The 25,603-nt window shown below is 46.9% G+C and carries 15 protein-coding genes; 1 reads left to right on the forward strand and 14 read right to left on the reverse strand.

Annotated features, from left to right (window positions below):
• Window positions 1-27: 27 nt before the first annotated feature.
• From FHS57_RS18990 to FHS57_RS19060, 14 genes are all read right to left on the reverse strand, one after another.
• On the reverse strand, window positions 28-1,497 hold the full coding sequence (locus tag FHS57_RS18990) for a RagB/SusD family nutrient uptake outer membrane protein (RefSeq protein WP_183976456.1): 1,470 nt from the start codon (window positions 1,495-1,497) through the stop codon (window positions 28-30).
• Between the two features lie 77 nt (window positions 1,498-1,574).
• Window positions 1,575-4,760: a SusC/RagA family TonB-linked outer membrane protein gene (locus FHS57_RS18995; RefSeq protein WP_183976458.1), complete on the reverse strand. Its 3,186-nt coding sequence runs from the start codon at window positions 4,758-4,760 to the stop codon at window positions 1,575-1,577.
• Between the two features lie 380 nt (window positions 4,761-5,140).
• The gene (gene ygiD / locus FHS57_RS19000; RefSeq protein WP_183976460.1) at window positions 5,141-6,013 is read right to left on the reverse strand and encodes a 4,5-DOPA-extradiol-dioxygenase; all 873 of its coding nucleotides are present in this window, start codon (window positions 6,011-6,013) and stop codon (window positions 5,141-5,143) included.
• 13 nt (window positions 6,014-6,026) lie between these two features.
• On the reverse strand, window positions 6,027-7,229 hold the full coding sequence (locus FHS57_RS19005) for a dipeptidase (protein WP_183976462.1): 1,203 nt from the start codon (window positions 7,227-7,229) through the stop codon (window positions 6,027-6,029).
• Window positions 7,230-7,296: 67 nt separating this feature from the next.
• On the reverse strand, window positions 7,297-8,544 hold the full coding sequence (locus FHS57_RS19010) for an alginate export family protein (RefSeq protein WP_183976464.1): 1,248 nt from the start codon (window positions 8,542-8,544) through the stop codon (window positions 7,297-7,299).
• Between the two features lie 23 nt (window positions 8,545-8,567).
• Window positions 8,568-9,806: a sulfite dehydrogenase gene (gene soxC, locus FHS57_RS19015; protein WP_183976466.1), complete on the reverse strand. Its 1,239-nt coding sequence runs from the start codon at window positions 9,804-9,806 to the stop codon at window positions 8,568-8,570.
• A gap of 2 nt (window positions 9,807-9,808) precedes the next feature.
• Window positions 9,809-10,417: a c-type cytochrome gene (locus FHS57_RS19020; protein WP_183976468.1), complete on the reverse strand. Its 609-nt coding sequence runs from the start codon at window positions 10,415-10,417 to the stop codon at window positions 9,809-9,811.
• An 11-nt stretch (window positions 10,418-10,428) separates the two neighbouring features.
• Window positions 10,429-11,310, reverse strand: a complete 882-nt coding sequence (locus tag FHS57_RS19025) for a DUF1684 domain-containing protein (RefSeq protein WP_183976470.1) — start codon at window positions 11,308-11,310, stop codon at window positions 10,429-10,431.
• A gap of 30 nt (window positions 11,311-11,340) precedes the next feature.
• Window positions 11,341-12,801, reverse strand: a complete 1,461-nt coding sequence (locus FHS57_RS19030; RefSeq protein ID WP_183976472.1) for a RagB/SusD family nutrient uptake outer membrane protein — start codon at window positions 12,799-12,801, stop codon at window positions 11,341-11,343.
• A 254-nt stretch (window positions 12,802-13,055) separates the two neighbouring features.
• On the reverse strand, window positions 13,056-16,229 hold the full coding sequence (locus tag FHS57_RS19040; RefSeq protein WP_183976476.1) for a SusC/RagA family TonB-linked outer membrane protein: 3,174 nt from the start codon (window positions 16,227-16,229) through the stop codon (window positions 13,056-13,058).
• Window positions 16,230-16,437: 208 nt separating this feature from the next.
• Window positions 16,438-18,126 carry a hypothetical protein gene (locus tag FHS57_RS19045; RefSeq protein ID WP_183976478.1) on the reverse strand — a complete coding sequence of 563 codons (1,689 nt, stop codon included), beginning with the start codon at window positions 18,124-18,126 and terminating at the stop codon, window positions 16,438-16,440.
• A 19-nt stretch (window positions 18,127-18,145) separates the two neighbouring features.
• Window positions 18,146-19,489 (reverse strand): DoxX family protein, encoded by a 1,344-nt coding sequence (locus FHS57_RS19050; RefSeq protein WP_183976480.1) that lies wholly within the window; start codon window positions 19,487-19,489, stop codon window positions 18,146-18,148.
• 120 nt (window positions 19,490-19,609) lie between these two features.
• The gene (locus FHS57_RS19055; RefSeq protein WP_183976482.1) at window positions 19,610-20,953 is read right to left on the reverse strand and encodes a RagB/SusD family nutrient uptake outer membrane protein; all 1,344 of its coding nucleotides are present in this window, start codon (window positions 20,951-20,953) and stop codon (window positions 19,610-19,612) included.
• Between the two features lie 15 nt (window positions 20,954-20,968).
• On the reverse strand, window positions 20,969-24,004 hold the full coding sequence (locus tag FHS57_RS19060) for a SusC/RagA family TonB-linked outer membrane protein (RefSeq protein WP_183976483.1): 3,036 nt from the start codon (window positions 24,002-24,004) through the stop codon (window positions 20,969-20,971).
• A 963-nt stretch (window positions 24,005-24,967) separates the two neighbouring features.
• On the opposite strand from FHS57_RS19060, the gene FHS57_RS19065 reads away from it, so the two are divergent.
• Window positions 24,968-25,582 (forward strand): YceI family protein, encoded by a 615-nt coding sequence (locus FHS57_RS19065; protein WP_183976485.1) that lies wholly within the window; start codon window positions 24,968-24,970, stop codon window positions 25,580-25,582.
• Window positions 25,583-25,603 lie beyond the last annotated feature (21 nt).

Genomic DNA, 25,603 nt, shown 5'->3' on the forward strand with positions numbered 1-25,603 from the left:
TGGTCAATTGAAATTTGGGAGTAGGTTTTATCTTGGGGCTAATTTGTTGTAAGCCAGTTCATTGCTCGGGACAGCCCATACGTAGTTGGCTGCCGTCGGCAATACTTCGGGCGCAACGCCTGCATTACCGACTTTGGCGGGAAGTTTTTGGACTCTTCTCAACAAATCAGGCGTTCGGAAACCTTCTCCCAACAATTCAATCCGACGTTCGTTAAGAATCGTTTCGATTAATTCTTCCTTGGTTGAGATGCCTTTGGTAAAGGTGTAACTCGCATCCGAACGGTTCCGAACCGCTTTTAGCAAGGCCGTGGCCGTGGGCAAGTCACCTGCTTGAGCAGCGGCTTCGGCATAGTTAAGCAATACTTCAGCATAGCGAATGAGCGGAACGTAGTCGGAAAAAGGAGCCGAGTTTTTAGGAAATTTTCTCAACAGCTTTTGTCCCGTCGCATTGGTGGAAATCAATCCTTTACGGGCATCCGTAGAAGTGGCAGAGGCAAACACAGGATCTGCTACAATCCCTGCCGTATTTAGGTAAATGACGGGCGTTAAGTAATTGGCCGACAACGCACTTTGTAAGCCTGGCGCTTCAGTTGGGTTAATGTACGGAATGGTCAAAAGTACTTCATTGCCAACGTACGAACCCCCGAAAACAGTGGCGATGTTGGCTTCTAATTTATGCGTCAACGTGCCCGAAACGTACTGGTAAGGTGCGGCATCCGAAACGAGTTTTTTAGCGTCGGTAACCACGGCAGCATAGTCGCCTTTGACCAAATTAACGCGTGTTTTCAGGGCAATCGCCGTTGCTTTGTGGGCTCTCGAAGCGACCAACAACGACGTAGAGTACGTCACGGGCAAATCAGCTTCCGCCTCGTTGAGGTCTTTCAAAATTTGGGTATATACTTCGGCGACGGTACTAAACGCAAAGTCGTTGTTTCCGCCCGAGGTTTCAGCTTTTAAGCGAAGGGGCAGGGCCGCCGCTGTACTGCTTTGGAGGTAAGGTTTGGCGTAGGTTTGTACCAAACTGAAATAGGCAAACGCTCGTAAAAACTTAGCTTCTGCAATGTAATTTTTTCGTAAATCATCGGTCAATACCGTGGACGTACTCAGGTTTTCAATCAAAATGTTGGCCGAGTTGATAGTCGTGTAGGCCGAACTCCAAACGGCATTCACGAAATCTCCTGAAGACGTAATCGACTGGTTCCAGACGTTGGCGCCCGTGGAGTTGTTGCCGTCGTTTTGGCTAAATTCGTCCCCTCGTTGTTCATTAAAGACCACATGACGACCTCCAAAGTAGGATTGACTCCCAAAGAGTGAATACAAGCCGTTGACTTGGGCCAAAATTTTGGCAGGCGTGCTGTAAGCGGCGTCCGTCGAAATGCTCGTGACGGGGACGGGATTTAAGAGGTTTTCGCGGCAGCCTGAGAGCGAGCCGATTAGGGCCGCAGCAACTAGAAATGAGCGACCAACATTGATTGTATAGAAAGATTGTCTTTTCATTTTTCAAAAAATTTGGAGCAGTGATAAGAAAACACTCAAAAGGTTCTTAGCACTAACTGATTTTAAACGACTAACAATTAGAAACCAACGTTTAAGCCCAACGTGATGACCGACGCATTGACAGGTACATTTTGGTCTTTTCCAGAGTTAACGGAGTTTCCATTGATTGAAATTTCAGGGTCGGAGCCAGTGTATTTCGTGAAAGTGAGGATGTTGGAAGCCTGAACGTACGTTTTGATGGACGATACGTACTTCGAAAACGAGCCATTTTGGAGCGGTATATTGTAGCTGAGGGCGATGTTTTTCAGTTTCAGAAACGAGCCGTCTTCAACAAAAGCAGAGTTGGTCGAAGAGAAACCGCCGCTGAAGCTGTCGCCCCACACGAGCTTAGGCACATCGGTGACTTGGCCTGGGGTAGTCCAACGGTCTTTGATCCACGTACCGTTGTTGAAATAGCGTTGGTCAGAAAGTGTTCCTTTGGTTCCGTTGTAGAGTTTATTTCCTCCCGAGAAAATCAGACCGATGGCCAAATCGAAGTTGCCGTATGTCAAGGTATTGTTGAATCCGCCGTAGTAAGTTGGTAACGACGGCCCCTGAATACGCCCGTCTTTGTAGTTGTCAATGGCCGCAACAGTCGTTCCTTCAAGCGTAGTAAAGGTACGTTTGAGGGCATCGTACTGAACTTGTTGATCGTTGGCATTGAGGTAGATACGGTTACCATTGGCAGGGTTGATGCCCAGCGAAGGAACGGCAAAAATTGAACCTGCCGAATAACCCACGCGGGTGATGTTTTGAATCCCAAACGTGCTAATGACAGTCGGGTAAATGTCGCCTCCCGTGCCTAAGGCCGTCACGCGGTTTTTGAGGGTAGCAATGTTAAAATTGGCATTCCACTGAAATTTCTTTCCGTTGATGATGCTACCGTTGATGGCAAATTCAAACCCTTCGTTGTACAACGAGCCTACGTTGGCCGCGATGGAGTTGCCAGGGATTCCTTGCGAAAGCGACTGCGGCGCACTCAAAATTAGGTCGTCGATGGTGTTTTTGTAATAGTCGGCTTCCAACGTAAATCGGTTGTTCAAAATACCGAGACTCAGACCAATGTCGGTTTTCTTGCTCGATTCCCACCGTAAATTGGCGTTTCCTGCTTGCCCAAAAAACAACGTTGGTACGCCTGCGTAGGTACTCGAACTATACTGGGAAAGGGAAGCATAGTCGCTCAAGCTGCTGTTGCCGACAACGCCATAACTTGCCCTGATTTTGAAGGAGTTGATGTAGTTTTTGAGCGGCGAGTTTTGGTAAAAGCTTTCTTCCGATACGTTCCACCCAACCGAGCCCCCTCCGAAATTACCCCATTTGTTTCCCGCTGCCAAGGCCGATAGCCCATCCCGACGGAAGTTGAGGCTTACTAAGTATTTGCGGTTGTAATCGTAGTTGACGCTGCTGAAGAATGACAACAAACCGTTTTCTGACTGAATGGTAGAAGAAGGAGTGATGTTGGTAAAACCGCCTTGGTACGAGGTAAAGAAAGGGTCGGAAAGCCCCGTGCGCGTTGCTCCCCAACCATCGACTCTGCGGTAGATTTCTTCGTGTCCGAGCAATACTTTTAGATTATGAACATTCGCGAAAGTGGTATTGTAGGTAAGGGTGTTGGTCCAGTTGGAACGGAAAAAAGTCGTGTTGGAGTTTGATGCGGTGCCTCGCGTGGCAAAACCATCGCCACTTTGTAAGTTACGAAACTCTTTGTTTTCAATCACCAAATTATTGATCCCGTACACGGTCTTGAATTTGAGGTCTTTGAGAAGTTCCACCTCTGCAAAAATGCTCCCCAACAACGTGTTATTTTCCGAAGAGTTTTTATCAAGGTCGAGAATGGCCTGCAAGTTGTAAGCATTAAATACGCCCAAAGCGGTGCTGTTGGGGCCGTAACCGATGTTGCCGTTGGCCGTGTTGATATTGTAGGTTCCGTCGGCGTTATAAACGGGTACGTTTGGTGGCAAAATGTACGTCATACGAGCCAACGGCTGTAAGCCAATGTACTGGGTATTCACGCTGTTACCCGACGAACTTGCCACGGAGTTGGGGCCAATTCCTCCTGAGTTAGGACCTGCGTTGACAGAATTAGTGAAAGAGAAATTGGTACCAATCGTAATGTTTTTGTTCAGTTTGTGGTCTAAGTTTACCCGTGCCGTTTTGCGGTCAAACGTATTGGTTTTTAGAATCCCGTTTTGTTTGGTGTAATTGACCGACACAAAATAGCTGGTTGCGTCGTTGGCACCCGATACATTCAAGGTGTGGTTTTGCGAAACGCCTGTTTGGTAGGCAACATCGTACCAGTTGGTTTCGGTGGTAGAGCCGTCGGCGTTTTTGCCCAACACAAACCCAGGCGTCAGACCTGCATTGGTACGGGCTTCGTTTTTGATGGTTACGTAGTCTTCGGCGTTGAGTAATTGGGGCAAATTAAAAGGCTTGCTCCAGCTTACCCATGTATCGTAGTTGACTTTTGTTTTGCCTTTTTTTCCTTTTTTGGTGGTAATGACCACGACACCATTGGCCGCACGCGAACCGTAAATGGCCGCCGACGAAGCGTCTTTAAGGACATCAATGGACTCAATGTCATTGGGGTTAATGTCGGCCAACGGGTTGTTTCCGACCGAACCTCCCGCCGAACCCGTAAATACGGTTACGCCGTCAACAATGATCAGTGGATAAACCGACGAGGTGATGGAGTTGATACCACGGATGCGGAAAACGGGCGTGCTGTTCAAGGCGCCACTCGGCTGGACGATGTTGACCCCCGCCGCTTGCCCTCCTAATAACTGGTCGAGACTTTGAGCTGGTCGATTTTCTAACTGCGCCGCCGACACTTTCACGGCTGAGCCCGTAAATGCCTTTTTGCTTTCACTACCGTAGCCCGTTACGACCACTTCCGAAAGCTGCTTGGCGTCTTCTTCGAGGTCAATGACAATGGGGCTTGATTCTACTTTTACTTCTTTGGATTTGTAACCGATAAAACTAACCACGAGCGTAAACGGAAATTTCTGCCCCGTTTGCAGGTGAAAAGCCCCTTCTTGGTTGGTAGAAGCACCGTTGGTTGTCCCTTTGATTTGAATGGTTGCACCGATGACGGGCTCATTGGTACGTTGGTCAAATATGCGCCCGTTTAATTTGGCGTTGATGGTTGGCTCGCTGTTTTGGGCGTGGAGGGTGTACGTTCCCAAGAATGCCAACGCCAAGAGAAGTATGGAGACTGTTTTTCTCATTTTTGTCAAAATGTTAGGTGAGTTAAAACGAAACTGGCAATTAAAATATTTAGACTATATATTTTATATATAAACAAAAAACGGTACAGACTTATTCTCCTTCTCAGGGGTTTTCCCTTAGAAGTATCACGTTCGACTCATTAAATAAGGATTGTTAAATGCCTATAATGTAGTCTTTGCACAAATAAACTCACATCATTGCGCTCTTTAGCCTACTTTCTTTATCTAGGTAGAAGAGACGTGCAAATGTGAGCTTATTTGAAACAAAAAACAAAAAATAAATATGATTTTTTTTAGTAAAACAACCCTTTTCTCTATCTGTTTATAGTACTAAAAATAGTACGTCTGATAGGTAGAGTTTTTCTAAGAAAACGGTTGATTTACCCTTTTTCAATGTGCAATGATGTCATGGAAAGGCTCCCCGAAAGAATATCATCGTTGAAAAAACGTACATTTTCGTCTTCTTCCTGTAACCCTAATACGTAAAGCAAAGGGAAGAAATGATCGGGGGTAGGGATGGCGTTGTTGGCATACTCACCCAGGGATTGGTATTTTAGCAGAGGAGTATGATTTTTATCGGCTATCAACTTGTTGAATTTTTCCTTTGCTTCAATGGCCCAGTCAAACGGCTTGGCATTGTTAGAAGTCGTGTAGAGGTTATGAATAATATTGCCACTACCCAAAATCAGCACCCCTTTTCGGCGGAGCGAAGCCAGTTGCTTACCAAGTTGATAATGGTACTCAGCGGGTTTGGTATAATCGACACTTAGCTGAATCACAGGAATGTTAGCGTTTGGATAAAGTCTCCGAATGACCGTCCAAGCGCCATGGTCTAACCCCCAGTCATGGCTGAATTCCACCTGAGTTGTTTTGATTAATTCACGTGTTTCTTGGGCCAATGACAAGTTCCCTTTGGGCGTATATTTAACATCGAAAAGTTCTTTTGGGAAATTACTGAACGAGTGAATGGTGCGTTGCTCTTCCAAGGCCGTTACGAACGTGCCTTTGGTAAGCCAATGAGCCGAAATGCACAGGATAGCTTTAGGTGGTTCCAGTTTTTGTCCGAGCTCTTTCCATGCGTTGCTGTAGGCGTTATCGGTAATACCATTCATGGGACTTCCGTGCCCAATAAACAACAAAGGGGTTCGGTTGGACGATGGATTGTGGTTGAGGAGTTTCAACACATTGGCGTTCGCAGTGTAACCAGCTAGTGGTAAAAGCGATAAGGTTTGGAGAAATTCTTTCCTTTTCATCGTTGATTTGGTTTTATTTTGATACACCCCAAGGGCTATTTTTTGAATCTCTTTCAATTTTATCGAACAGAAAAAAGAAGCTTCTGCCCCATAATTTTCGGATGTCAGCTTCCGAATACCCTCTTTTTAATAGCTCACGTGTGATATTTTCGGCTTCTCCTACGTTGGCGTAGCCCGTTACTCCGCCTCCGTGGTTGAAATCGGAACTTATCCCAACGTGATCAATGCCGATGCGTTGCACGGCATAATCTACCGAATCCAGGTAGTCGTTGAGTGTCGCAAACTGCCAACCGTTTCGAGAAAATTTCAGGTAGGCTACCTGAAACTTGGCATAATCGGCTTTGCTTAATTTGTCGGCGGGGTTTCCGTCGCTAGGTTTTAGACCAAAAGGAGCATAAACTTGCTTGATATATTCTTCTTGATGTTTGGGGTTGCTGGCCACATAGCTCGAATACGCCACAATGTGCACGATGCCCCCCTTGTTGGCAATGGCCTTCAATTCTTCATCGCTCAAATTTCGAGTATTGTCTATCTTGCCTTGTACGCCTGAGTTGGAAGCGATTACGGGATGTTTACTGGCTTCAACGATTTGTAGCGTGGCTTTTCGGGAAGCTTGTGAAACGTCGATGATGACGCCCAATTCATTGAGTTTTTTCACGGCTTCGTAGCCCAATGGCGTTAGTCCCGAATTTTCGGTATCCCCGTAGGCTGCCACGGGGCGCGACGAGCCCGAAAAAGCATTGTTGCCGACGTGATTGAACGAAAAAATCCGTACTCCTTCGGCGTAAAGTTGGTCGATAACGTTCAAATCGTTGAACCAAAAAGCATTCTGGAATCCTAAGATAATACCGTGCTTTTTGCTGAATCCTAGCCGTTCATAATCGGGCGAGTTATAAACAAATTCCAATTTTTCGGGGTTAGCTTTTACCCATTTTTGGATAGCTCTTAATTTTTGGTAAACGATTTTTTGAGCTTCTTCAAAATTGGCTTTTGTGGGGGCGGAAGTGCGAGCAGCTACTGTCAGGTTCACAATATCTAACTTTCCTCGCTCCAGTTTGGGCAAATCAACTTGGTCGTTTGTCTCCAAGTTGGGGTTGGTAGCTGGACTATTAAAGTCATCTCGTACATCGGCATGAGCGTCAAAAGTGATGACCACCTCATGGAGCGTTTTATAGTCAAGCTCTGAAGGCTTTGTTTCTAAATAATTTGTTTGCATAGTAAATAAGGTTTATATATAGTTTATATAGAATAAATAAGAGCACGTTGCCTTATGTCTTCATTGCCTATTTCTTTCGAGAAAAAAGCGTTGGATTGAACGAAACCATCAAATAACTCCAGACGGGCGTCGCGGTGGTGTTCCGTATTTTTTTCAGTAGCAACGTACTGGACGTGGGGTCGTAAAACGATAGCCCGTAGTTGAGGTCAATGTAGTTGGTTGGTTTATAATTGACGGAGAAATCGGTTTCGTATCCGAGGTATTTTTGAGCTTGGGTTGCCAAGGCGTATTGGCTGTAAAACAAGTGGTTGTCGAGGCGCAACTGTAGTTTTTTGGTGAGGCGGTAAAACAAAAAAAGATAGGGATTAAACAAGCCTTTGTTGGCTACGTCGGTGGGAAACTTTGCGTAAAAGTTCATGTTACCCATAAATTTCCATGCAACCCCGTAGGCGATTTCGTACGAATTGGAATAGCCACTTTTAACATCGGCTGGATTACCGCTAAGCAGTTCAGCTCCCACCCTCAACGTAAATTTTTTAAGCGTAGCGCTGACCTCGGGTTGAATATAATAGGCCCTCACGCGTTGATTTTGTTGGTTTCGTCCGTATTGGTAAAAAGCACTGAGCGTGGTATAAATGCCTTTTAGGTTGTATTCCAATCGGCCACCCGTCGCGTAACGTTTGGCATTAAAATAGGTTTTGTCAAAGAGCTCTGCCGAATTGATGAGGGTATAAGTGAGCTGCTGGTGGGTTCCCTTTAGTTGATGTACCAACAAATACTGGTACTTATGCGAAGCCACGGGCGAATAACTAGCCTCGAAGCGGTTGCCGTAATTTCGCGTGAAAAAGGCAGCAAAATCGGTTCTCAACGAACGGGTAACGTACTGAAGCCGAATGCCTTCGTGCGAACGATGTTGCTGCGACCATGGAGCGGCCGAAAACATCCGTCCGTTGTCTAACTGAAAATTTTGCCGACCAATAAGGGCCGAAAAATGCTTGCCTATTTTTGGTTCGATGTATAATTCATTGAAATTGAGACTCCCTACCTGCGAGCTAACGCCATCTTTTAAGAATAAATGAATTTCCTGAAAAGACACACGGAGGTTAAAGTTTTTGCGTAGATTGTTGATATTAAGCCTGTTACGCTGACTGATGAAGGTCGTTGGGTCAAACGTTTCTTCCGAAGAAAGCCGATAGTTTTCTTTAAATTCTAAGCGCGGACGTATTTCTACGCTGACCGAAAGGTCGTTTTTGACCGAATCTTCTGCGGGTTTTTGAGCAATTAGTAAAGCAGTAACAAGCGCAAGAAAAGACATGATGAAAATTTACGATAGTACGGTTATTTCTCTGGTTTATGCAGGACAGCGCCGTCGGGTTTGATTTGCCACGACGCAATGGCGTTGAAATGGTAGCCTCCGTCCGCACCTCGGGCAGCAATGAGCTGCTGGTACGTAGGTTGAACGTAGCCCGTTTCGTCCGTTACGCGACTCATAATTTCGGTGGATTCTCCTTTCCACTCCCACAAGTACCGAAACTGCACGTGGGCTTTGTCCAAAATCGGTTCTTGCAGTCGGGCCAGTTGCCACGATTTTCCTGCGTTGGTGCTAACCTCTACTTGGACTACTTTGCCGCGTCCACTCCACGCCAAACCTCTGATTTCAACCCAGCCTTTTTCGATGCGTTGGGGATAGGAAGGGTAGGTTATAATGGAACGCGCATCAATGTCAAAGCTGAATTGTCGGATTTTTCCGTTGACACTTTCGGTATATTTAGACGTTTCTTCGCGGGTCATAAAGGGCGCGTCCGACAGTTCGAGGCGGCGTAACCATTTTACACTGGTGTTGCCTTCCCAACCTGGCAAAAATAACCGAACGGGGTAGCCTTGTTCGGGACGAAGGGCTTCGCCGTTTTGGGCGTAGGCAATAATGGCGTCGTCCCAGCCTTTTTTGACGGGAATACTGCGGGTCATCACGGCGGCATCGCCTCCTTCGGCCAAAAACCACGACGCGTTGGGCTTGACGCCAACTTCCCGAAAAAGCGTCGAAAGTTTGACCCCTGTCCACTCACTTTGACTGGTGAGCCCGCAAATTTCTTGGGGCGAGAGCGTTTCTTTGCCCGTGCGGTAGTTGCCCGAACATTCCAAAAAAGCAATGCGGGATACCGAAGGAAAACGTTTGAGGTCAGACAGTTTGAAAACCAACGGTTTTTCGACCAATCCGTGAATCAGTAACTCGTGTTTGTTGGGGTCAATGGTAGGCACCCCCGCGTGGTGACGCTCAAAGTGCAAATCGGAGGGGGTAATCATTCCGTAAAAATCCTGCAAAGGAGAGCGCGACGAAATATCGGAAGGCTTTTTAACCAATTTTTCAAACGAAGAACGGGTACCTACTTCGCCCGCCAGCGTACCTACTACTTTGGTGGGGTCGTCGGGCAAATCGCCGACTGTAATGGCTTGTTGAAGGTTTTTGCCTTGGGCCGTTTGTACGATGGCTACGGCGGCGGTAGCGGCACCACCTAATAATTTTCGTCGGCTAAATTTGGGGGCAATCTGCCCAATCTCAATGAGTTTGTTTTTCATCGTTATTTGATTTCGGGGCCACCTTTGCGGTTGTCGGGAATGAATAGTTGATGGGCAGGCATTACAACCTTGGGCAGACTTTTGGCATCAATCACCGTCGTTTCGTCGATGATTTTGTTGGCATGAAGCAAGTACGCCGTTAGGTGATACACTTCCTCGTCGGTCAACGAGCCAGGGGCGTTGAAAGGCATTGCGCGGCGCACGTAGTCAAAAACCGTGGTAGCGTACGGCCAATAATTGCCAATGGTACGTTCGGGGCGTTTGCCCGCAGCAGGCACCGAAGAGACCAGCGAGCCGTTGGGGCCACCCACGCCGCCTATCCCGTGACAGGGAGCGCATTTGAGCTCAAAAATGGATTTTCCTTTGGCCGAAATGCCCGAACCAATGGGCAATCCTTTGCCGTCGGGGCGGACATCAATGTCTAGTTTTTTGATTTCTACTTGGGTCGCCACTCTGCCAAGTCCGAAAGAACGGGGAAAATGAGCGGTATCCGAAGCAATGTTTTGGGAAGGGGTTTGGGGAGGGTTTTCTGCGTGAAAAACTCCCAAAGTTGGAATCAACAATGGGAGTAATACAACGGTCAAGAGTACCCTGCTTAGAGTTTTGGGCATTTTTTTAATGTTTAGTGGTCTCCGTGGTACTTTTCACCCGCTTTGATGGCTACCTGCAACCGATTTTCTTTGGTAGGCAACGGGCAAGTAGCATACGGGGTAAAAGCACAGGGAGGGTTGTAAGCTTTGTTAAAATCAATGTACGTATATCCCTCAGCGTCGGGGGCAGGCGCGTCCAAGAAACGTCCGCCACCGTAAGTATCGTGTTTGTTGGTCAAATCTCCAAACACAAAGTGAGGACGTTCTTTCGATCCTACTGACTCAAGGCTATATTCTTTGCCATCAATCGTAAATACAAATTTACCAGGAGATGCCTGTTCGTACGACCGTCCAGTGATGTCCAAAATGGTAAGTTTTTTACCTTCCGTCGGAATAAATTTCGCCTTCACTTTCCAGTCTGTCGTAATCGGAAAAGTTTCGATGCCTTTGAATGCCTTTACGTAGGTACCTTCCAAGTCGCGCAAGCGAATGGCAAATTTATCACCCCGTTGGATAATAAACCAGCGCAACGTTTTGTGTTTCAAAACCGTGGGTTTGCCTTGATAGGGGAAAAGTTCGGCGTTGGCGACTGCCTGTTCGCCCAACTGCACCGCTGCTTGGGGTGCTGCTTCAAACGTTACTTTACCATCCTTTAAAATAACTTTTCCCAAAAACGCGTCGCTGTGTTCCGCTGGAAAAACGATGCTATTTTTTTCGTTTCCGCCAATGGTATTTTCGCCTTCTTTGAGCCAAAAAAGCCCCGCCAAGTTGAGCCATCCCTCTTCGGCTTTCAGGCTTTCGATGCGTTTTTGATGCCACGATTTAATCTCGGCTTCGTGCGGGTTATCACTACGAAAAGCCAACAGGCTCACGCCCAACAGGAGAGCGCCTACGAAAGTTACGGGTGTTTTCATTTTTTTTGTTTTGATGTTAGTGGTACGGTATTAATCCAACAAAAGCTTGTTTGTCACAATCTCCACGTTGGGGAGTGGGAATGTGTAATTAGAATCGGTCGGTTTGACCTCGGGAGCGCTCAACGCACTGCTTGACTTGGCAGGGAGTGGCAACAAGTTGCGCAGCAAATCGTTGGAACGAAACCCTTCGCCTAGCAATTCAATGCGGCGCTCTTTTAAAATGGTGTTGACCAAAGCCGTTTGCGTACCAATCGCGCTCTGAGGGAATACATAGCTGGCATCGGAGCGGTTACGCACGGCTTTCAAAAGTTCAACGGCCTTGGTCAAATCGCCCGTGCGAGCAGCGGCTTCGGCGTAGTTGAGCAATACTTCCGAATAACGAATAATCGGCATATAATCCAAGAAAGGAGAAGGCTTGCTATACTTGGTAAGAAACTGAAGCCCCGATGCCGTCCGCGCAAACGTGCGACGAAGGTCGGCCGTCCGCCATTCGGTTTCTCCCCAAATTCCGTTGGGATTGAGGTTGTATTCCGAATTGGCGTTAAAGACGTACGGAAACGACGATTGCCCACCGACATTGTCCAAATCTGTCATCGGCACCGACAGGATAGATTCGGTCGAGGTGTAATTGGTCGTAAAAATTTCGACGATGTTTTGAAGCTTGTGGTTGACGCCCGAACCTGCCGCGTAGGGAGCGGTTTCAGAGACGATTTTCTTGGCTTCTTCAATCACTTTGGCGTAGTTACCGCTGTTGAGATAGACCCGCGTTTTGAGGGCAATGGCCGTATTGCGGTGGGCGCGGGTGGTGTTGAGGAGAGCCGTGGCGTGGTTCAACGGTAAATCGGCTTCGGCTTCGTTCAAGTCTTTGATAATCTGCGCGTAAACTTCGGCTACGGTGCTGCGTTTGAGGTCGTTGTTGTCCGTTGAAGTTTCGGCTTGCAAGCGCAATGGCAGTCCTTTTGACGCGCCTTTGTCTTCGTTGAAGGGGCGGGCGTAGAGGGTGACTAAGGCAAAATAACTCAGCGCACGGGCAAATTTTGCTTCGGCAATGTACTGTTTGTTGAGTGCGGCGCTTACTTTGGTTGGGTTGTCGTTCAGCCCTTTGATTAGAATATTGGCATTGTTAATGGCCGTGTACGCCGCCGACCAAAAACCTGCCACGAAGTTTGAGCCCGAATTAAGCGTTTGATTCCAAGCTTCGTAGGCGGTAAAGGTATTGCTAGTACGGTTGATAAACTCTTCGCCTCGGGCTTCGGTGTAGGTGTAGTAATTGCCCCCGTAGAAGTTGGCGTTTTTGATGGATTTGTAAACGCCATTGACTAACCCCAAAATTCGATCAGGGGTATCAAAAGCATTGGCGCCGCTGATGGCGGTTTCTGGTTGGGGATTGAGTAGTTCTTGGTCGTTGCACGAGGCCGTTGACAATACCAACCCCACGCACAATGCGCCAATGATGCCTCTTTTTCCGATGTATTTCTGACTTTTTTTCATTTTCAATTGATTTAGCGACAAATGTTACGCCTCTACCGAGGCTACTTTGGATTCTTCAAAACCTTTGATTTTCTACAAACGTTGCGCCTCTCCGAGGCTGGTTTGGATTCTTCAAAACCTTTGATTTTTCTACAAATGTTGCGCCTCTACCGAGGCTACTTTGGATTCTTCAAAACCTTTGATAATGAAAGTTTTAGCGGTAAACGATTAACGGATAACGGTTAACAATTAACAGATAACGGCTAACGCCCCCCCTAAAAACTCACATTTAAGCCAAAGGTGAAGGTTCTTGCTTGACCCACCGAGTTCTTTTCGATGCCTGGCGTCACGTTTGAGTTTCCGTTGACCGACGATTCTGGGTCGGTGCCCGTGTATTTGGTCAACAAAAACAAATTAGAGCCTTGGGCATAGACCCGAACCGTGCTAAGTCCGAGCTTCGTGAACACAGGATTGGCAGGAATGCGGTACCCAAGTGATGCGTTTTGCAAACGGAGAAAATCTCCTTTTTCGGCGTTGGTTGATACGGGAAACGACGAACCGCTCGAAAGTTGGTCGTTGTACACCAAGCGCGGGATGTCGGTGATGTCACCTGGTTTTTGCCAACGGTTCAAGATTTCGGTAGAGTTGTTGTAGGCGCGTTGGTCGAGAAGGGTAGCGCGGGTACCGTTCATGATGTAGTTACCTCCCGCAAACGACAAACTCACAGCCGCATCGAAGTTCTTGTATTTGAAGGTGTTGGTCAAGCCACCGTACCATTTGGGAAGTGCGTTGCCAATGAGGTAGTAATCTGCTCCCGTAATGGCAGGTGCTTTTGTGCCGTCCAAGTACGTCCACTGGCTTTGCCCTGGCAATACCACTTGGCTGTACTGCACTTTTTCCCCTTTGGCATTGATAAAAATACGCTGTCCGTTGTCGGGATTGACGCCTGCGGTTTTGGCGCCGTACAAACTTCCTACCGAATAACCCACGCGTGTGATGTTGGTGGTTTCGTACGACACGTGCGTGGTTCCCACGATGTCCGTATTGCCTTGGGCCAACGCCGTTACTTGGTTTTCTAACGAGGTGATATTGAACGAGGTATTCCACGAAAAGTCTCCTTTACGAAGTACAGTGGCGTTGATACCCAACTCAAGCCCACGGTTGTACATCGAACCTACGTTACCCAAAATAGCATTGCCAGGAATCCCTTTGGAAACCGCTTGCGGAGCGCTCAAAATTAGACCGTTGACGTCGTTGTTGAAATACGTGACTTCCACTTGAACGCGGTCGTTCCACAAGCCCAAATCTGCTCCGATGTTGGTTTGATTGCTGGTTTCCCAACCCAAATTGGAGTTGCCTGCTTGCGAAATTCCCCAAGTTGGAACGCTGCCGTAAAGCGAGCCACTGTAGAGTTCGAGCGAACTGTAGGCGTCGTTGAGGTTTCCGTTGCCTACGCGTCCCCAGCTGGCGCGGAGTTTGACGTTGCTTAGCACGTTAGAAAGGGGCAAGTTTTTGTAAAATGGTTCTTCTGACAAGGCCCAGCCACCCGATACACCACCAAAGTTTCCGTATTTTTTACCCGCTCCCAACGCCGAGTTACCGTCGCGGCGGAAGTTGAAGGTAACGAAGTATTTTTTGTTGAAGTCGTAGTTCAAACGGGAAAAGAACGAAAGGAAAGCGCGTTCGCTAATTTCATTTCCAGTCGCCGAGATGGCTCCCCAGTTTCCTTGGTAATTTTCAAAGAATGGGTCGGAGGTTTGCGTGCGCGATGCTCCCCATGCGGTATAGTCAAACTTCTGAATATCATACCCTACCAATGCCGAAGCTGAGTGCTTTCCACCAAAACCAAGGTTGTATGAAAGTGTGTTAGTCCAGTTCCACGTATCCCTGATTCCAGTGGTGTTGGTAGCGTTCCCGCGCGTTGAAAAACCATTTCCTTGGATGGCGCTGTCAAAGCTTACGTTGTCCGTACGGAGGCGGTCAATCGAATAAGAAGAGGTAAAATCGAGGTTTTTAGCGAGATTAGCTACGGCTGAAAGGGTACCAATAATGCGGTCGTTTTCGGACGTGTAGCGGTTTTCTCTCAACAACGCCACGGGGTTTCCCCAGTTGCTTACCACTTGGTTGTTGCCCATGCCGATGGTATTGAGGGCAGAAGGGTTGATGTTGTACGAACCGTCGGCGTTAAAGGCAGGAATGTTGGGCGATAGTGCCGTTGCCAAGCGGGCTGCTCCTACCAAGAAGAAGTTGGAGTTGGGCAATGAACCCGCGTATGGTGATTTGTTGTAACTACTGTTGTACGAAACGCTTCCTTTTAATTTCAACCAAGACGTAATTTCTTGGTCAATGTTGAAACGAATCGCTTTGCGTTTAAACTCGTTGGCGACCAAAAAGCCATTTTGGTTGGTATAGTTAGCCGAAAAGTAGTACGACGTAGTGGGTGTACCGCCCGAAATATTGATGTTATGACTTTGAGATGTCCCCGTGCGGTAAATGTAATCGTACCAGCGCGTGTCAATCGGGTTTTTGTTTTCGTCATAGTTAGGGAAAAATAAAGCCGAAGCGACTCTGTCGTTGTTGGCATTTCCTCCCAAAATTTTGGCATTTAATACTGCTTCGTTTTTGATGGCGATGTACTGTTCGGCGTTCAATAACTCAGGCAAACGCACGACGTTGGATACGCCCGCCCAGGTTTCATACGTAATGCGAGGCTTGCCTGCTTTTCCGCGCTTGGTCGTAATGAGCAATACCCCCGCCGCTGCCCGCGAACCGTAAATAGACGTAGAGGCGGCGTCTTTCAATACGTCAATGGATTCAATATCAGCGGGATTGATGTCGCCAAGGGGGTTGTTAGGAACGGCCGTACTGGTCGAAACGTTGCCCGTGTTGATGGGAATCCCATCGACGACAATCAGCGGATACGAGCTCAACGAAATGGAGTTGACGCCCCGAATCCGAATCACGGGCGGGTTGTTCAAAACCCCGTTGGGTTGACCAATACTCACCCCAGGTGCACGGCCTTGAAGGGCTTGGTCAAAGCTCTGCACGGGCTGTTCTTTGATGGCTTCGCCCGAAACCCGCACAGCTGAACCCGTAAATTCGGCTTTGGTTTGCGTACCATAGCCAACTACCCGAACTTCACTGAGTTGTTTGGTGTCAGATGTTAATTCGATAGAAAAAGTAGATTGATTAGCGACGGCTTTTTCAATGGAAGTATATCCAATAAAAGAAAAAATGAGGGTAGAATTATCGTTAACAGACAGTTTGAAAGCGCCTTGTTGGTCGGAAATGGTTCCCGTTTGCATGCCTTTGACAATGACCGAGACGCCTGGTAGCGCCTCGCCCGTTTCTTTGTCTTTGATGGTTCCTGATACGGACTTTTGGGCCAAAGCAGTAATGGCCGAACTCACTATCAGCAGTAAAATGAATCGTAGTTCTCTGATTTTCATAAAAATAATGGTTAGTACATTGTTAGATAAGTTGTTTTAAATTTTACCCGCGGATTGGCGCAGATTTAATGCCGCAGATATTCGCCGATGAGACTAGCTTCATTGAGTTCTTTATCAGCGAAAATCTGCGTTTGTATTATTCAGCGGGTTTCTGCGGGTAAGAAATGAAATTGTTTACTTGACAATGTAGTTAGTTAAAAATGAGTTTTTAATTGTACTTTCCAGCCTCTAGCGTACTGCGTGACAAAGCATATTTTTTCTCGTAGCGGTCGAGTACGACTCGGATAGAATCTTTGTGTTCGTCAATTCCCGTCAACACCACCCGATTGCCACCGTTCTGAACGTCATACTTTAGAATCATGCGGTTGCGTTTGCCAGGACGAGATTCGGCCTCAATGCCTTTGACGCGGCGAGTTGAATACGCAATGGGTTCAATCTTAGGGGCTTCGGGGCCAATGATGGCCAAAGCTTCTTTAGGAATCCAGTTGTCTTCTTTTTTCTTTTCGTTCTTCTTTTTGCCTGGGGCATTGGTGCGTCCGTCGCCGCCAAAATCGGTTCGATTTCCTAAGAATTCACGCCCTTCTTGGCGTTGCCCACGGTTTTTGTCTTGCAAATACAGCACGCGGTGAACGGTGTCGGCTTCGTAGTAAAACACACGTTGGCCACCCGCTACACCCGTCAATTCAAACGTACGGTTGATGTCGCGCATGGGAGCGCCGCCGCCGTTGGATAAATCCAAATCCACAGGTTTGTTGACTTTGAAGGTAAGCGTGGTCCATTTTTCAAACGTGGCTTGCTGCCAGCGCAAAGTATCCAGCGGCGAAAAAGGAATCACTTGGCCTTTGTGACGAAACTCCGTGACGTGGTAATTTCCCCGCAACTGTGGGATGCCTTTGAGGGCAGGTTGTTTGTAAGGGTCGTACAAAAAGTTGATGACCGACAAGTACGTAAAAACGGGTAAAAACAAAATGAGCGTGCCTGTTTTGAGCGAAATGCGCGTAATACGCTGCCAAGCTTCGGAAAAAGTAGGGTAGTAGGTGGTAGGAATAGTCGGCTTCTCCAAAATGAGCAGGTTGTAGAGTTTTGGAATGTAGTCAACTAATAAAAAGGCCGAAAACAACACAAAGTAAGAGCTGTAAACGTGTACGCCGCCGTCGTAGGAAAAGTTGACATAGACGATGTCGGCCAGTGCGCCAAACAGTAAAATGGCACCCCAAAAGGTAGTGGCTCTAAAAAACAATAACGCTCCCGCTGCTACTTCAACTACGCCCGTAAATACTTCGTACCAAGGCACAATCCCAATCGAAAGCCAGTAGATTTTTTGGAGGGTCAAATCCCCAAAATTGGTATTCAATACCCCCCAAGACGGGTAAGGAAGTTGCGTAGGTGTGAGCTTGGTGAAGCCAAATCCAATGATGCCAATGCCTGCGCGGTAGCGCACAATCACGCGAAGCCAGTAGTAAAGCAAGTTGTATTCCTTACGGTCTTTTTTGGTGACGGTGGCAATGCCCGTCCATGCCAATCCTACAACGATAGCAAACAGGAAGGTAATGACCCAAACGGCGTACCCGTTGAGGGTGCTGCCAAAGATGCGGTTGCCAAAGAAGTTTAAACCAGAACCAAAACGCGCCACGTCGTACAGGTCGCGGTAGTGCAGGTGGAGCCAATCAAACGTCGCCACTTCTTTGTACCAGTCGAGGTTGTTGGGCAACGACATGGCCACAAAAAAGACAAACGCAATGCGGAACGCAATTTTTTTCCACAGCGGCCATGCAGTACCCGACGCCTGTGCTGGTTCTTTGTGTTGCGGAAATGGCTCCGTTACCGATTGTATGTTTAGAGCGGAAGCCGCTCCTAAATCGACCCTTTCCGAAGTGATTTTTAGTGTCTTTGACATAGCAGTAAAGCGTTTGAGTTTAGAGTTTTAAGCCGCTCCGACGTCCTGTTTTTTGCGCTTCGAACGTGAGGTATTTTTTGTTGATTTTGTGCAGTACAGCATACACCGAATCCCGCCGTTCGTTGATTCCCGAGAGGACAATCGTTGAGTCATTGGGTTGAGAATAATGCAATTCAAGGGCTTCGTTCGCGTAGTGCTTGTTACGGTTTTTGAGGTGCAAAACGTGTTGTTTTTCATCCACTTCGTAACTGTAATAATGACGCCCCTGCGAACCTGCCAATTCATAAGTGCGGTCGTCGTCGTTGGTGTGAATCTCTTCAGTGTTGGTCAAATCCAATTTTACCGAACGATTTGATTTAATACTGAGTGTATTCCATTTTTCAAATACCACATCTTGCCAGCGCGTTGAGTCTGTTTTTGAGTAGGGCAGGGGTGTGGAATTGACCTTAAATTCGCTGACGTTGTAAATCCCTTCTGAATGCGGTAAGCCTTGCTTGGCGGGGAATTGGTACGGCCCTTTTTTGTAGGCTGCGTAGGTTTCTGCGCCATACACCACCACAAACAAAAGAATATAAACGGCTTTCAACGCCCAACGAGCTTTTTGCCAATTGGCCTGAAAAACAGGTTGATACTTGTTGGGAAGCGTAGGTTTTTCGAGCGATACCAACGTAAACAAGCGGAGGGCGTCGTACGAAAACAAAAAGAGGGCTAACGTAATGAGGTAAAAACTATAGATGTATTCGCCGCCTTCGTAGGCGATGTTGGAGACAAAGACGTTGCCCGTAAAAGGCAAAATAATGAGCGTACCAATGGTGGCAGTTTTGCGGTGGAGCAACAGAAGCCCACCCACAATTTCGACCAAACCCAAGAACGATTGGTAATTAGGGACGACGCCCAAGCCCAACGAAAATAGTTTCCAAGCCGTGAAGTCACCGTAATTGGTATTGAGGTTGCTGAGTGAGGGGAGGGGCGATTGCAACGGAAAAAACTTAATGAATCCGTAGGCAATCACACCAAGTGCTAAGCGGTAGCGCACCAAAACGCGGATTCCGTAGTAAAGCTTGTTGTAATCAGTCGTTGGTTTGTCGATTCGTGACCAAATGAGCGCACCAATGCCCGCCAAAACGGCCACAATCAGCCAGTTTGCAAAGCTTTCTTGTCCTATGAAATTTGGAGAGTATTTGGACAAATAAAAGATATTTCGGTAGCTAAACGCCCAATCTTCGGTTACAAATAAGTGCTTAAAAAATCGAAGGTCGAGCGGAAGAACCTGAATTAGGAAATAGAGCCCAAAGAATCGAAAAATGTTTTTTTCCCATCCTTGCCATTCGGTAGAATCGTCGAGGAGTAATTCTTTTGCCATGGTTGGTTCTAACGGTTATAAGGTGAATAGAAGTTGTTATGATTTGGACTACCCCCTCACCAAACTCCTCCCCGTACGCCGTTGCGGCTTGTGAGGGAGGATGTTAAGAGGTGTTAGGGGTTAATAGCCAGGGTTTTGTTCCAATGCTTTGTCAGAAAGAAGTTGCTGAACAGGGATAGGCAACACGTAGCGATTAGCCTCCGAAAGACTAAAGACGGCAGGAGCGCGCCCCGTACGGACGATGTCGTACCAACGGTGTGGTTCTAACGCAAATTCTACGCGACGCTCGTTTTCAATCGCCAACAACAAATCGTTTTTGGTAGCGGCTGTACTGGCAGCAATGCCCGCGCGGTCGCGAATCAAGTTCAAATCAGCCAAGCCAAGTGTGAGTTTATCTTGTTGGGCGCGCGCTTCGGCCCGAATCAAAATGATTTCCGCAATACGAAGTACGTAGCTTGGGTCAGAGGCAGGGTTGCGGTAGTACAAATTTCCGTACCAGCGGTTTTGGTTGTCTTTGGCGACCAATGCACTGCGCGTTCCTCCCACGGCGGGGTTGTTGAGCAAAGCCACGAGGGCATCGTTGGGAGCCCACTGGCGTGTACCACCGTTGGTTTGGGGTTGCCATTGTCCACGGTGGCTGTTTACTTCGGTGGTACCGTTGTAAAAAATCTCAAAAATAGATTCAGTCGTTCCGCGGGCATCGTTAGCAAAAAACGCACTAAACGGTTTTGTCAATTTGTAATTAGTAGCGTCACTGATGACCTTATCGGCATATTCTTCGGCTTTGACCCACTCTTTTTGGTACAAATGATAACGCGCTCTCAAGGCCCAAACGGTTTTGCGGGTAGCCCGATAACGGTCAGTGGTGGCGGGTAAAAGTGGTTCGGCCGTTTCTAAGTCCTTGAGTACTTGGGCGTAGGTTTCGGCAACGCTGCTGCGTTTGATTCCGCTGTTGTCGGTGGGGTTGATGGTCGGTTTGGTAATAAGAGGTACACCACCCCACGTCCGAGCCAAGTCAAAATAGGCCAATGCACGCGCAAAATAAGCTTCTCCAATGTACTGATTCCGAAGGGCATCGGTTAGTTGGGCATCTTTAACGGCGGGTACTTTGTCGATGACGTTGTTGGCGCGGTTGATGGTTCGGTAAATCGAAATCCAAGCCGAGCTAATGGTTGAATTGTCGGCATTGACTTTTTTATTGATAAACTCTTGAACCTGCGACTGCGAACCCGTCCAAACGATATTATCGCCCGACAAATAACCAATGGATTGGAAAGAAGTGCCGTAGTAACTGCCGTCGGCGAGGGCGCTATAGACTCCTCTTACGGCTGTTTCGGCCGAAGAACGATCCACAATGGTGGCGGCGTCGGAGATAAATTCTTTGGGCTGAACATCCAGAAATTTTTCGCAAGAACTACTTGCCAGCGCCAAGCTTACCCAGAGTATATGATGTTTGAATTTCATTGTTTTGTTCAATTTTTAGAATGTAACATTGATACCAATCTGTACTCCTAGCGGTTGGGGAGGTGTACCTAAGTCGATGCCTTGCTGGTTTTGGTCGCTGCTTGCACTCGACTCAGGATCTAAACCTGTGTATTTGGTCAATAGCCAAAGATTGGTTCCCGAAGCGTACACGCGAAGCTGGTCAGCTCCAATTTTACGACTAACTGATTTTGGAATCGAGTACCCTACGTTGAGTGAGCGAAGGCGCACAAACGAGCCATCTTCTAACCAACGGCTGCCGCCGTCGCGGTAGTTGTTGACGTTGATGCCATCGGGACGAGGTACGTCGGTGATGTCGCCAGGTTTTTGCCAACGTTGGTTGTTTTTGGCAAAAATGATTCGTGCCGCGTCGCGCGCGCCGCCTCCTTCGCCAAAGAAGCGGTTGTGGTTATAAATCTTGTTGCCGTATTGGAAAGAGAAAAATAAGCCAATATCAAAGCCTTTGTAGGAGAAGTTATTGGTCAAGCCTCCAAAGAATTTTGGCCAAATACTGCCCACAATTTGGCGGTCAGCCACGGTGATTTGTCCGTCTTTGTTGACGTCATCGTAAATGACATTTCCCGTTTGTGGGTCAACGCCCAGTTCTTTATATACCCAGAACGAATACAGTGGCGTGCCCTGTTGCTGTAAAATCAAATCGCGGCTTCCGTAACGAAGGGGGTTGGGTAGTTTTTCAATGTTGTTGATGTTGCGGGCAATGTTGAAACTGGTAGTCCATTGTAAATCACCCTTGCGAATGTTGACCGAACTGATGCCCAGTTCAAAACCTTTGTTGGTGATTTCGGCGGCGTTCGACCAGTAGTTGCTAAACCCTGACGTGGCGGGCAAGGCCAATTGCAGCAAACCGTTGGTGGTGTATTTGTTATAGACGTTAAATTCTACGTTGAGGCGTTGGTCTAAGAAAGAAGCATCAAGTCCGACGTTAAATTGACGCGTACGTTCCCATTGTAAATCGGCGTTACCCAACTGTTGAGGGGCAGTTCCTGCTGAACTTTGGTAGCCCGAACCACCCGTCCAAAGACCTTGCGAGGCAAAGTTTCCAATGCCGTTTTGGTTTCCAATCACCCCGACGCTGGCCCGTAGTTTGAGGTCGCTCAGCACCCGAACGTCCTGCAAAAATGCTTCTTGTTTAATCCGCCACGCGACCCCCGCCGAAGGGAAAAAGCCCCACTTGCGGTTGTTCCCGAAGCGAGACGAACCATCGGCCCGAGCGCTGAAATCAATGAGGTATTTTCCGCCAAAATTGTAATCTATTTTGGCAAAAAATGAGGCCAAGTTGCTTTTGCTCCAACTTTGGGAAGCGGCAGTAGTGGCGGCCGACGAAATTTGGGTAAATTGGTTATTGGCAAAACCGCGCCCTTCGGCATACGTACGGGTCAGCAAATCGCTTTGAAGCGTATTTCCTACCAAAACTCCAAACGAGTGTTTGACCCCTATTTTCTGACGGAAGGTAAGCGTTTGTTCGTTCAGCCAAGTGGTAAATTGACTAATCGAAGACGTTGCCAAACCGTTCGGACTTCCCGAAATCAACAAGTTGTTCCAGTATTCAGATTCGTTGTAGTTGTTGTAATCAACGCCCCAGCTGCTGCGGAATTTTAGGTTGGGTAAAAGTTGAACATCCGCGTATAAGTTGCCAATGTAACGCAAGCTGGCGGAGTTAACGTTGTAATTATCAAGCAATAACGTAAGATTGTCAAATCCTGCGCGCCCCACCAAAACCCCTTGTTCGTTGACGGGCGAAAGGTACGTTGGCGTGTGCAATGCCGCTTGTAGGAGTCCTCCCGCAGGGCCATCTCCCGCGCGGGCTTGGTTGCGGTACGTACGGGTAAAGGTGTTGCTCACGCCTACCTGAACGTTGTCGTTTACTTTCTGGTCAAGGTTAACTTTAAAACTGGCGCGTTGGAACGTAATCGGTTTAATGATAGCTTCTTGCGTGTTGAGACCACCGCCAATGTAGTACTTGGTACTTTTGGTACCGCCCGAAAGCGAAAGGTCGTAATTAGACAAGCTTGCCGTGCGGAACAGTTCACTCAAACGGTCGTACGTTTGTTGTTCTTCGGGTAGCCCACGTCCGCCTTCTGTTACTGGGCGGAAGGGACGGTTGGCAAACGTGCGGTTGAGCGAAGGGGTATCTTTGCCCGTGTTGATCCACCATTCATTGACAAGCTGGGCGTGTTCTGGCCCCGTGGTCAATTCCCACAATTTGGTGGCTTTGGCTTGTCCGTACGATGCGTTCAACGAAATCTTTGGCTTTTGTTCAAAACTTCCGCGTTTGGTCGTAATCAAAATCACCCCGTTGGCACCGCGAGAACCGTACAAAGCCGTCGCTTCGGCGTCTTTGAGGACTTCGATACTTTCAATATCATTGGGATTGAGGTCGGCAATGGGGGAAGTAGCTTTACCGCCCGTTCCGATGGTTTGCAACGAATTATTGTTGATAAACACGCCATCCACGACGTAAAGCGGGTCGTTGTCGGCGTTGATGGAAGTTGCCCCGCGTACTCGAATGTTGACTGCTTCTCCAGGAACTCCCGTGTTGCTGGAAATCTGTACACCCGATACTTTGCCTTGCAATTGGGCGTCGAAACTGCCCGCTTGGATGGTTTTTGATTCGGCAGGGTCAATTTTTGAAATGGAACCAATGAGGTCTTTTCGCTCAAGCGTTCCGTAGCCAACGACCACAACCTCAGAGAGTTGTTTGGTGTCAGGCGCAATTTCAAGAACTACTTTGTCTGAATTGACAATGAGTTCTTTGGTCAAATAACCAATGTAACTGACGACGACCGTGAAGGGTAATTTTTGGCCCGTTCGAAGGGTAAATTTACCATCCGCATCGCTGGTACTTCCGTTGGTGGTTCCCTTGATGACGACCGACGCACCTACCAATGCCTCCCGTGTCTTTTGGTCGATGAGCTTACCCGAAACCGTCGCGTTGATGGTCGGCGTAGTTTGGGCCGAAGCCAGCCATGAGGTAAATAGCAGTAAGCCCCACAGAGATAAAATTTTTTTCATTACTTTGCAGTGGTTAAATAAAACAAATGGTTGTGCCACTTCCTGTGAAGGAAATGGTATCATTTTAGCCAATGAGCCTTTGTTGCTTTAGCTTGTGCCAGGGTAGTTGCCGCTACTCTGGCACGTTTTGTTTATTGGTGATTTAAAAATGGTTACTTCAAAATTTGTTTCTGGATTAAAGACTATCGAATAAATATAGAAATTTTTGTAGGTTTTTCGTTTTTTCTTTATTCTGTGTATATTATCTCATTTGAATGATTTCCTGTAAGCTGTATTTGCCCGTAAATAACTAACCATTGGTTTACTGGTTAGTGGATATTTTTAAAATAAATGGAAGAAATGAGTTTGGGTTTGACCAGAAGCTTACTACCATTGGTATAGAAGCTGCTGATTGTTAATTGTGGGCACAAAGTTGAAAAGCCTGTTTCATATAAACAAGCTTTAAATATAATTTTTTTTATAATTATCACCCTAAAATCTATCTATTTATAGTAAATAAATTAGTCTATATGTAAAATATATTGGCATAAAATCTTCTAAATGTATTATTTATTCTCGTTTTGAGCGTATTCTAGGGGTAAAATGGTACTTTTTGAAGAGTAGTAGCGACTAAATGCCTTGTTTAGACTAAAAAATGAAGGCATAAACTCCTAATAATCAATAGACTAATTGAAATTTCATTTTTTAATTTTTTTTGAAAAATAGTTGGAAAATTGTTTTTTTATTTCTCACCTTTGCATTCACAATCACTGAGCGAAGTGATATACCATTTGGCTATTTATTCAACTAAGCTAAGTTTTGTTCTTCACTTGAAAGTGAAGCTTTTTTAGAAAAAGTATCGCTCATCAAAATTCATCGAAAATTTTTTAACAATTAATCATTTGAATGCAGTCTTTCATTTATACAAAATATCTACAATGTATATAGGAATAATTATTTTTTAAACTTAAATTAAGAAACACCATGAAAAAAGTACCAGTTGTTGTTGCCTCATTTATGTTGTTTGGAGGCGTTTCGCAAGCTCGTCCGTCGAAAAAGGAAAGCTCGTATGCTGTTGATACCCGAAACAGTAAGTTGGTTTGGGTGGACAAGAAAGTGACGGGAGAACACACGGGTTTTGTTCCCATCACCAATGGAAGCCTCGTGTGGGCAGACAACAAGCTCAAAGGGGGGAACTTTGACATTGATGTTAAAAACTTAACCGTAACTGACATTACGGATGCTTCGTACAACGAAAAGTTGGTGGGGCACCTTAAAAATGATGACTTTTTTGCCGTCGCAAAATACCCCAAAGCAAGTTTTGTAATTTCTTCGGTGACGCCCAAAGGGGCTAACAACTACGAAATAGTGGGTAAACTTACCATCAAGGGCATTACGCAAGAAGTTAGGTTTCCAGCCGTGGTAAAAGCCGAGAAATCGCTCCTTACTGCCCAGGCCAAGATTAAGGTGGACCGTACTAAGTTTGATATTCGTTATCGGTCGAGCAACTTTTTCGAAAACTTGGGAGATAAGGCCATCGAAAACGACTTTACGCTTGACGTTAATTTAGTGGCAAATGCCTCGTCAAGCCAACAATAAAAGGGGGGAAGTCCCCAAAAA

It is taken from the genome of Runella defluvii (assembly GCF_014195535.1).
In the GTDB taxonomy this organism is placed as follows: domain Bacteria; phylum Bacteroidota; class Bacteroidia; order Cytophagales; family Spirosomataceae; genus Runella; species Runella defluvii.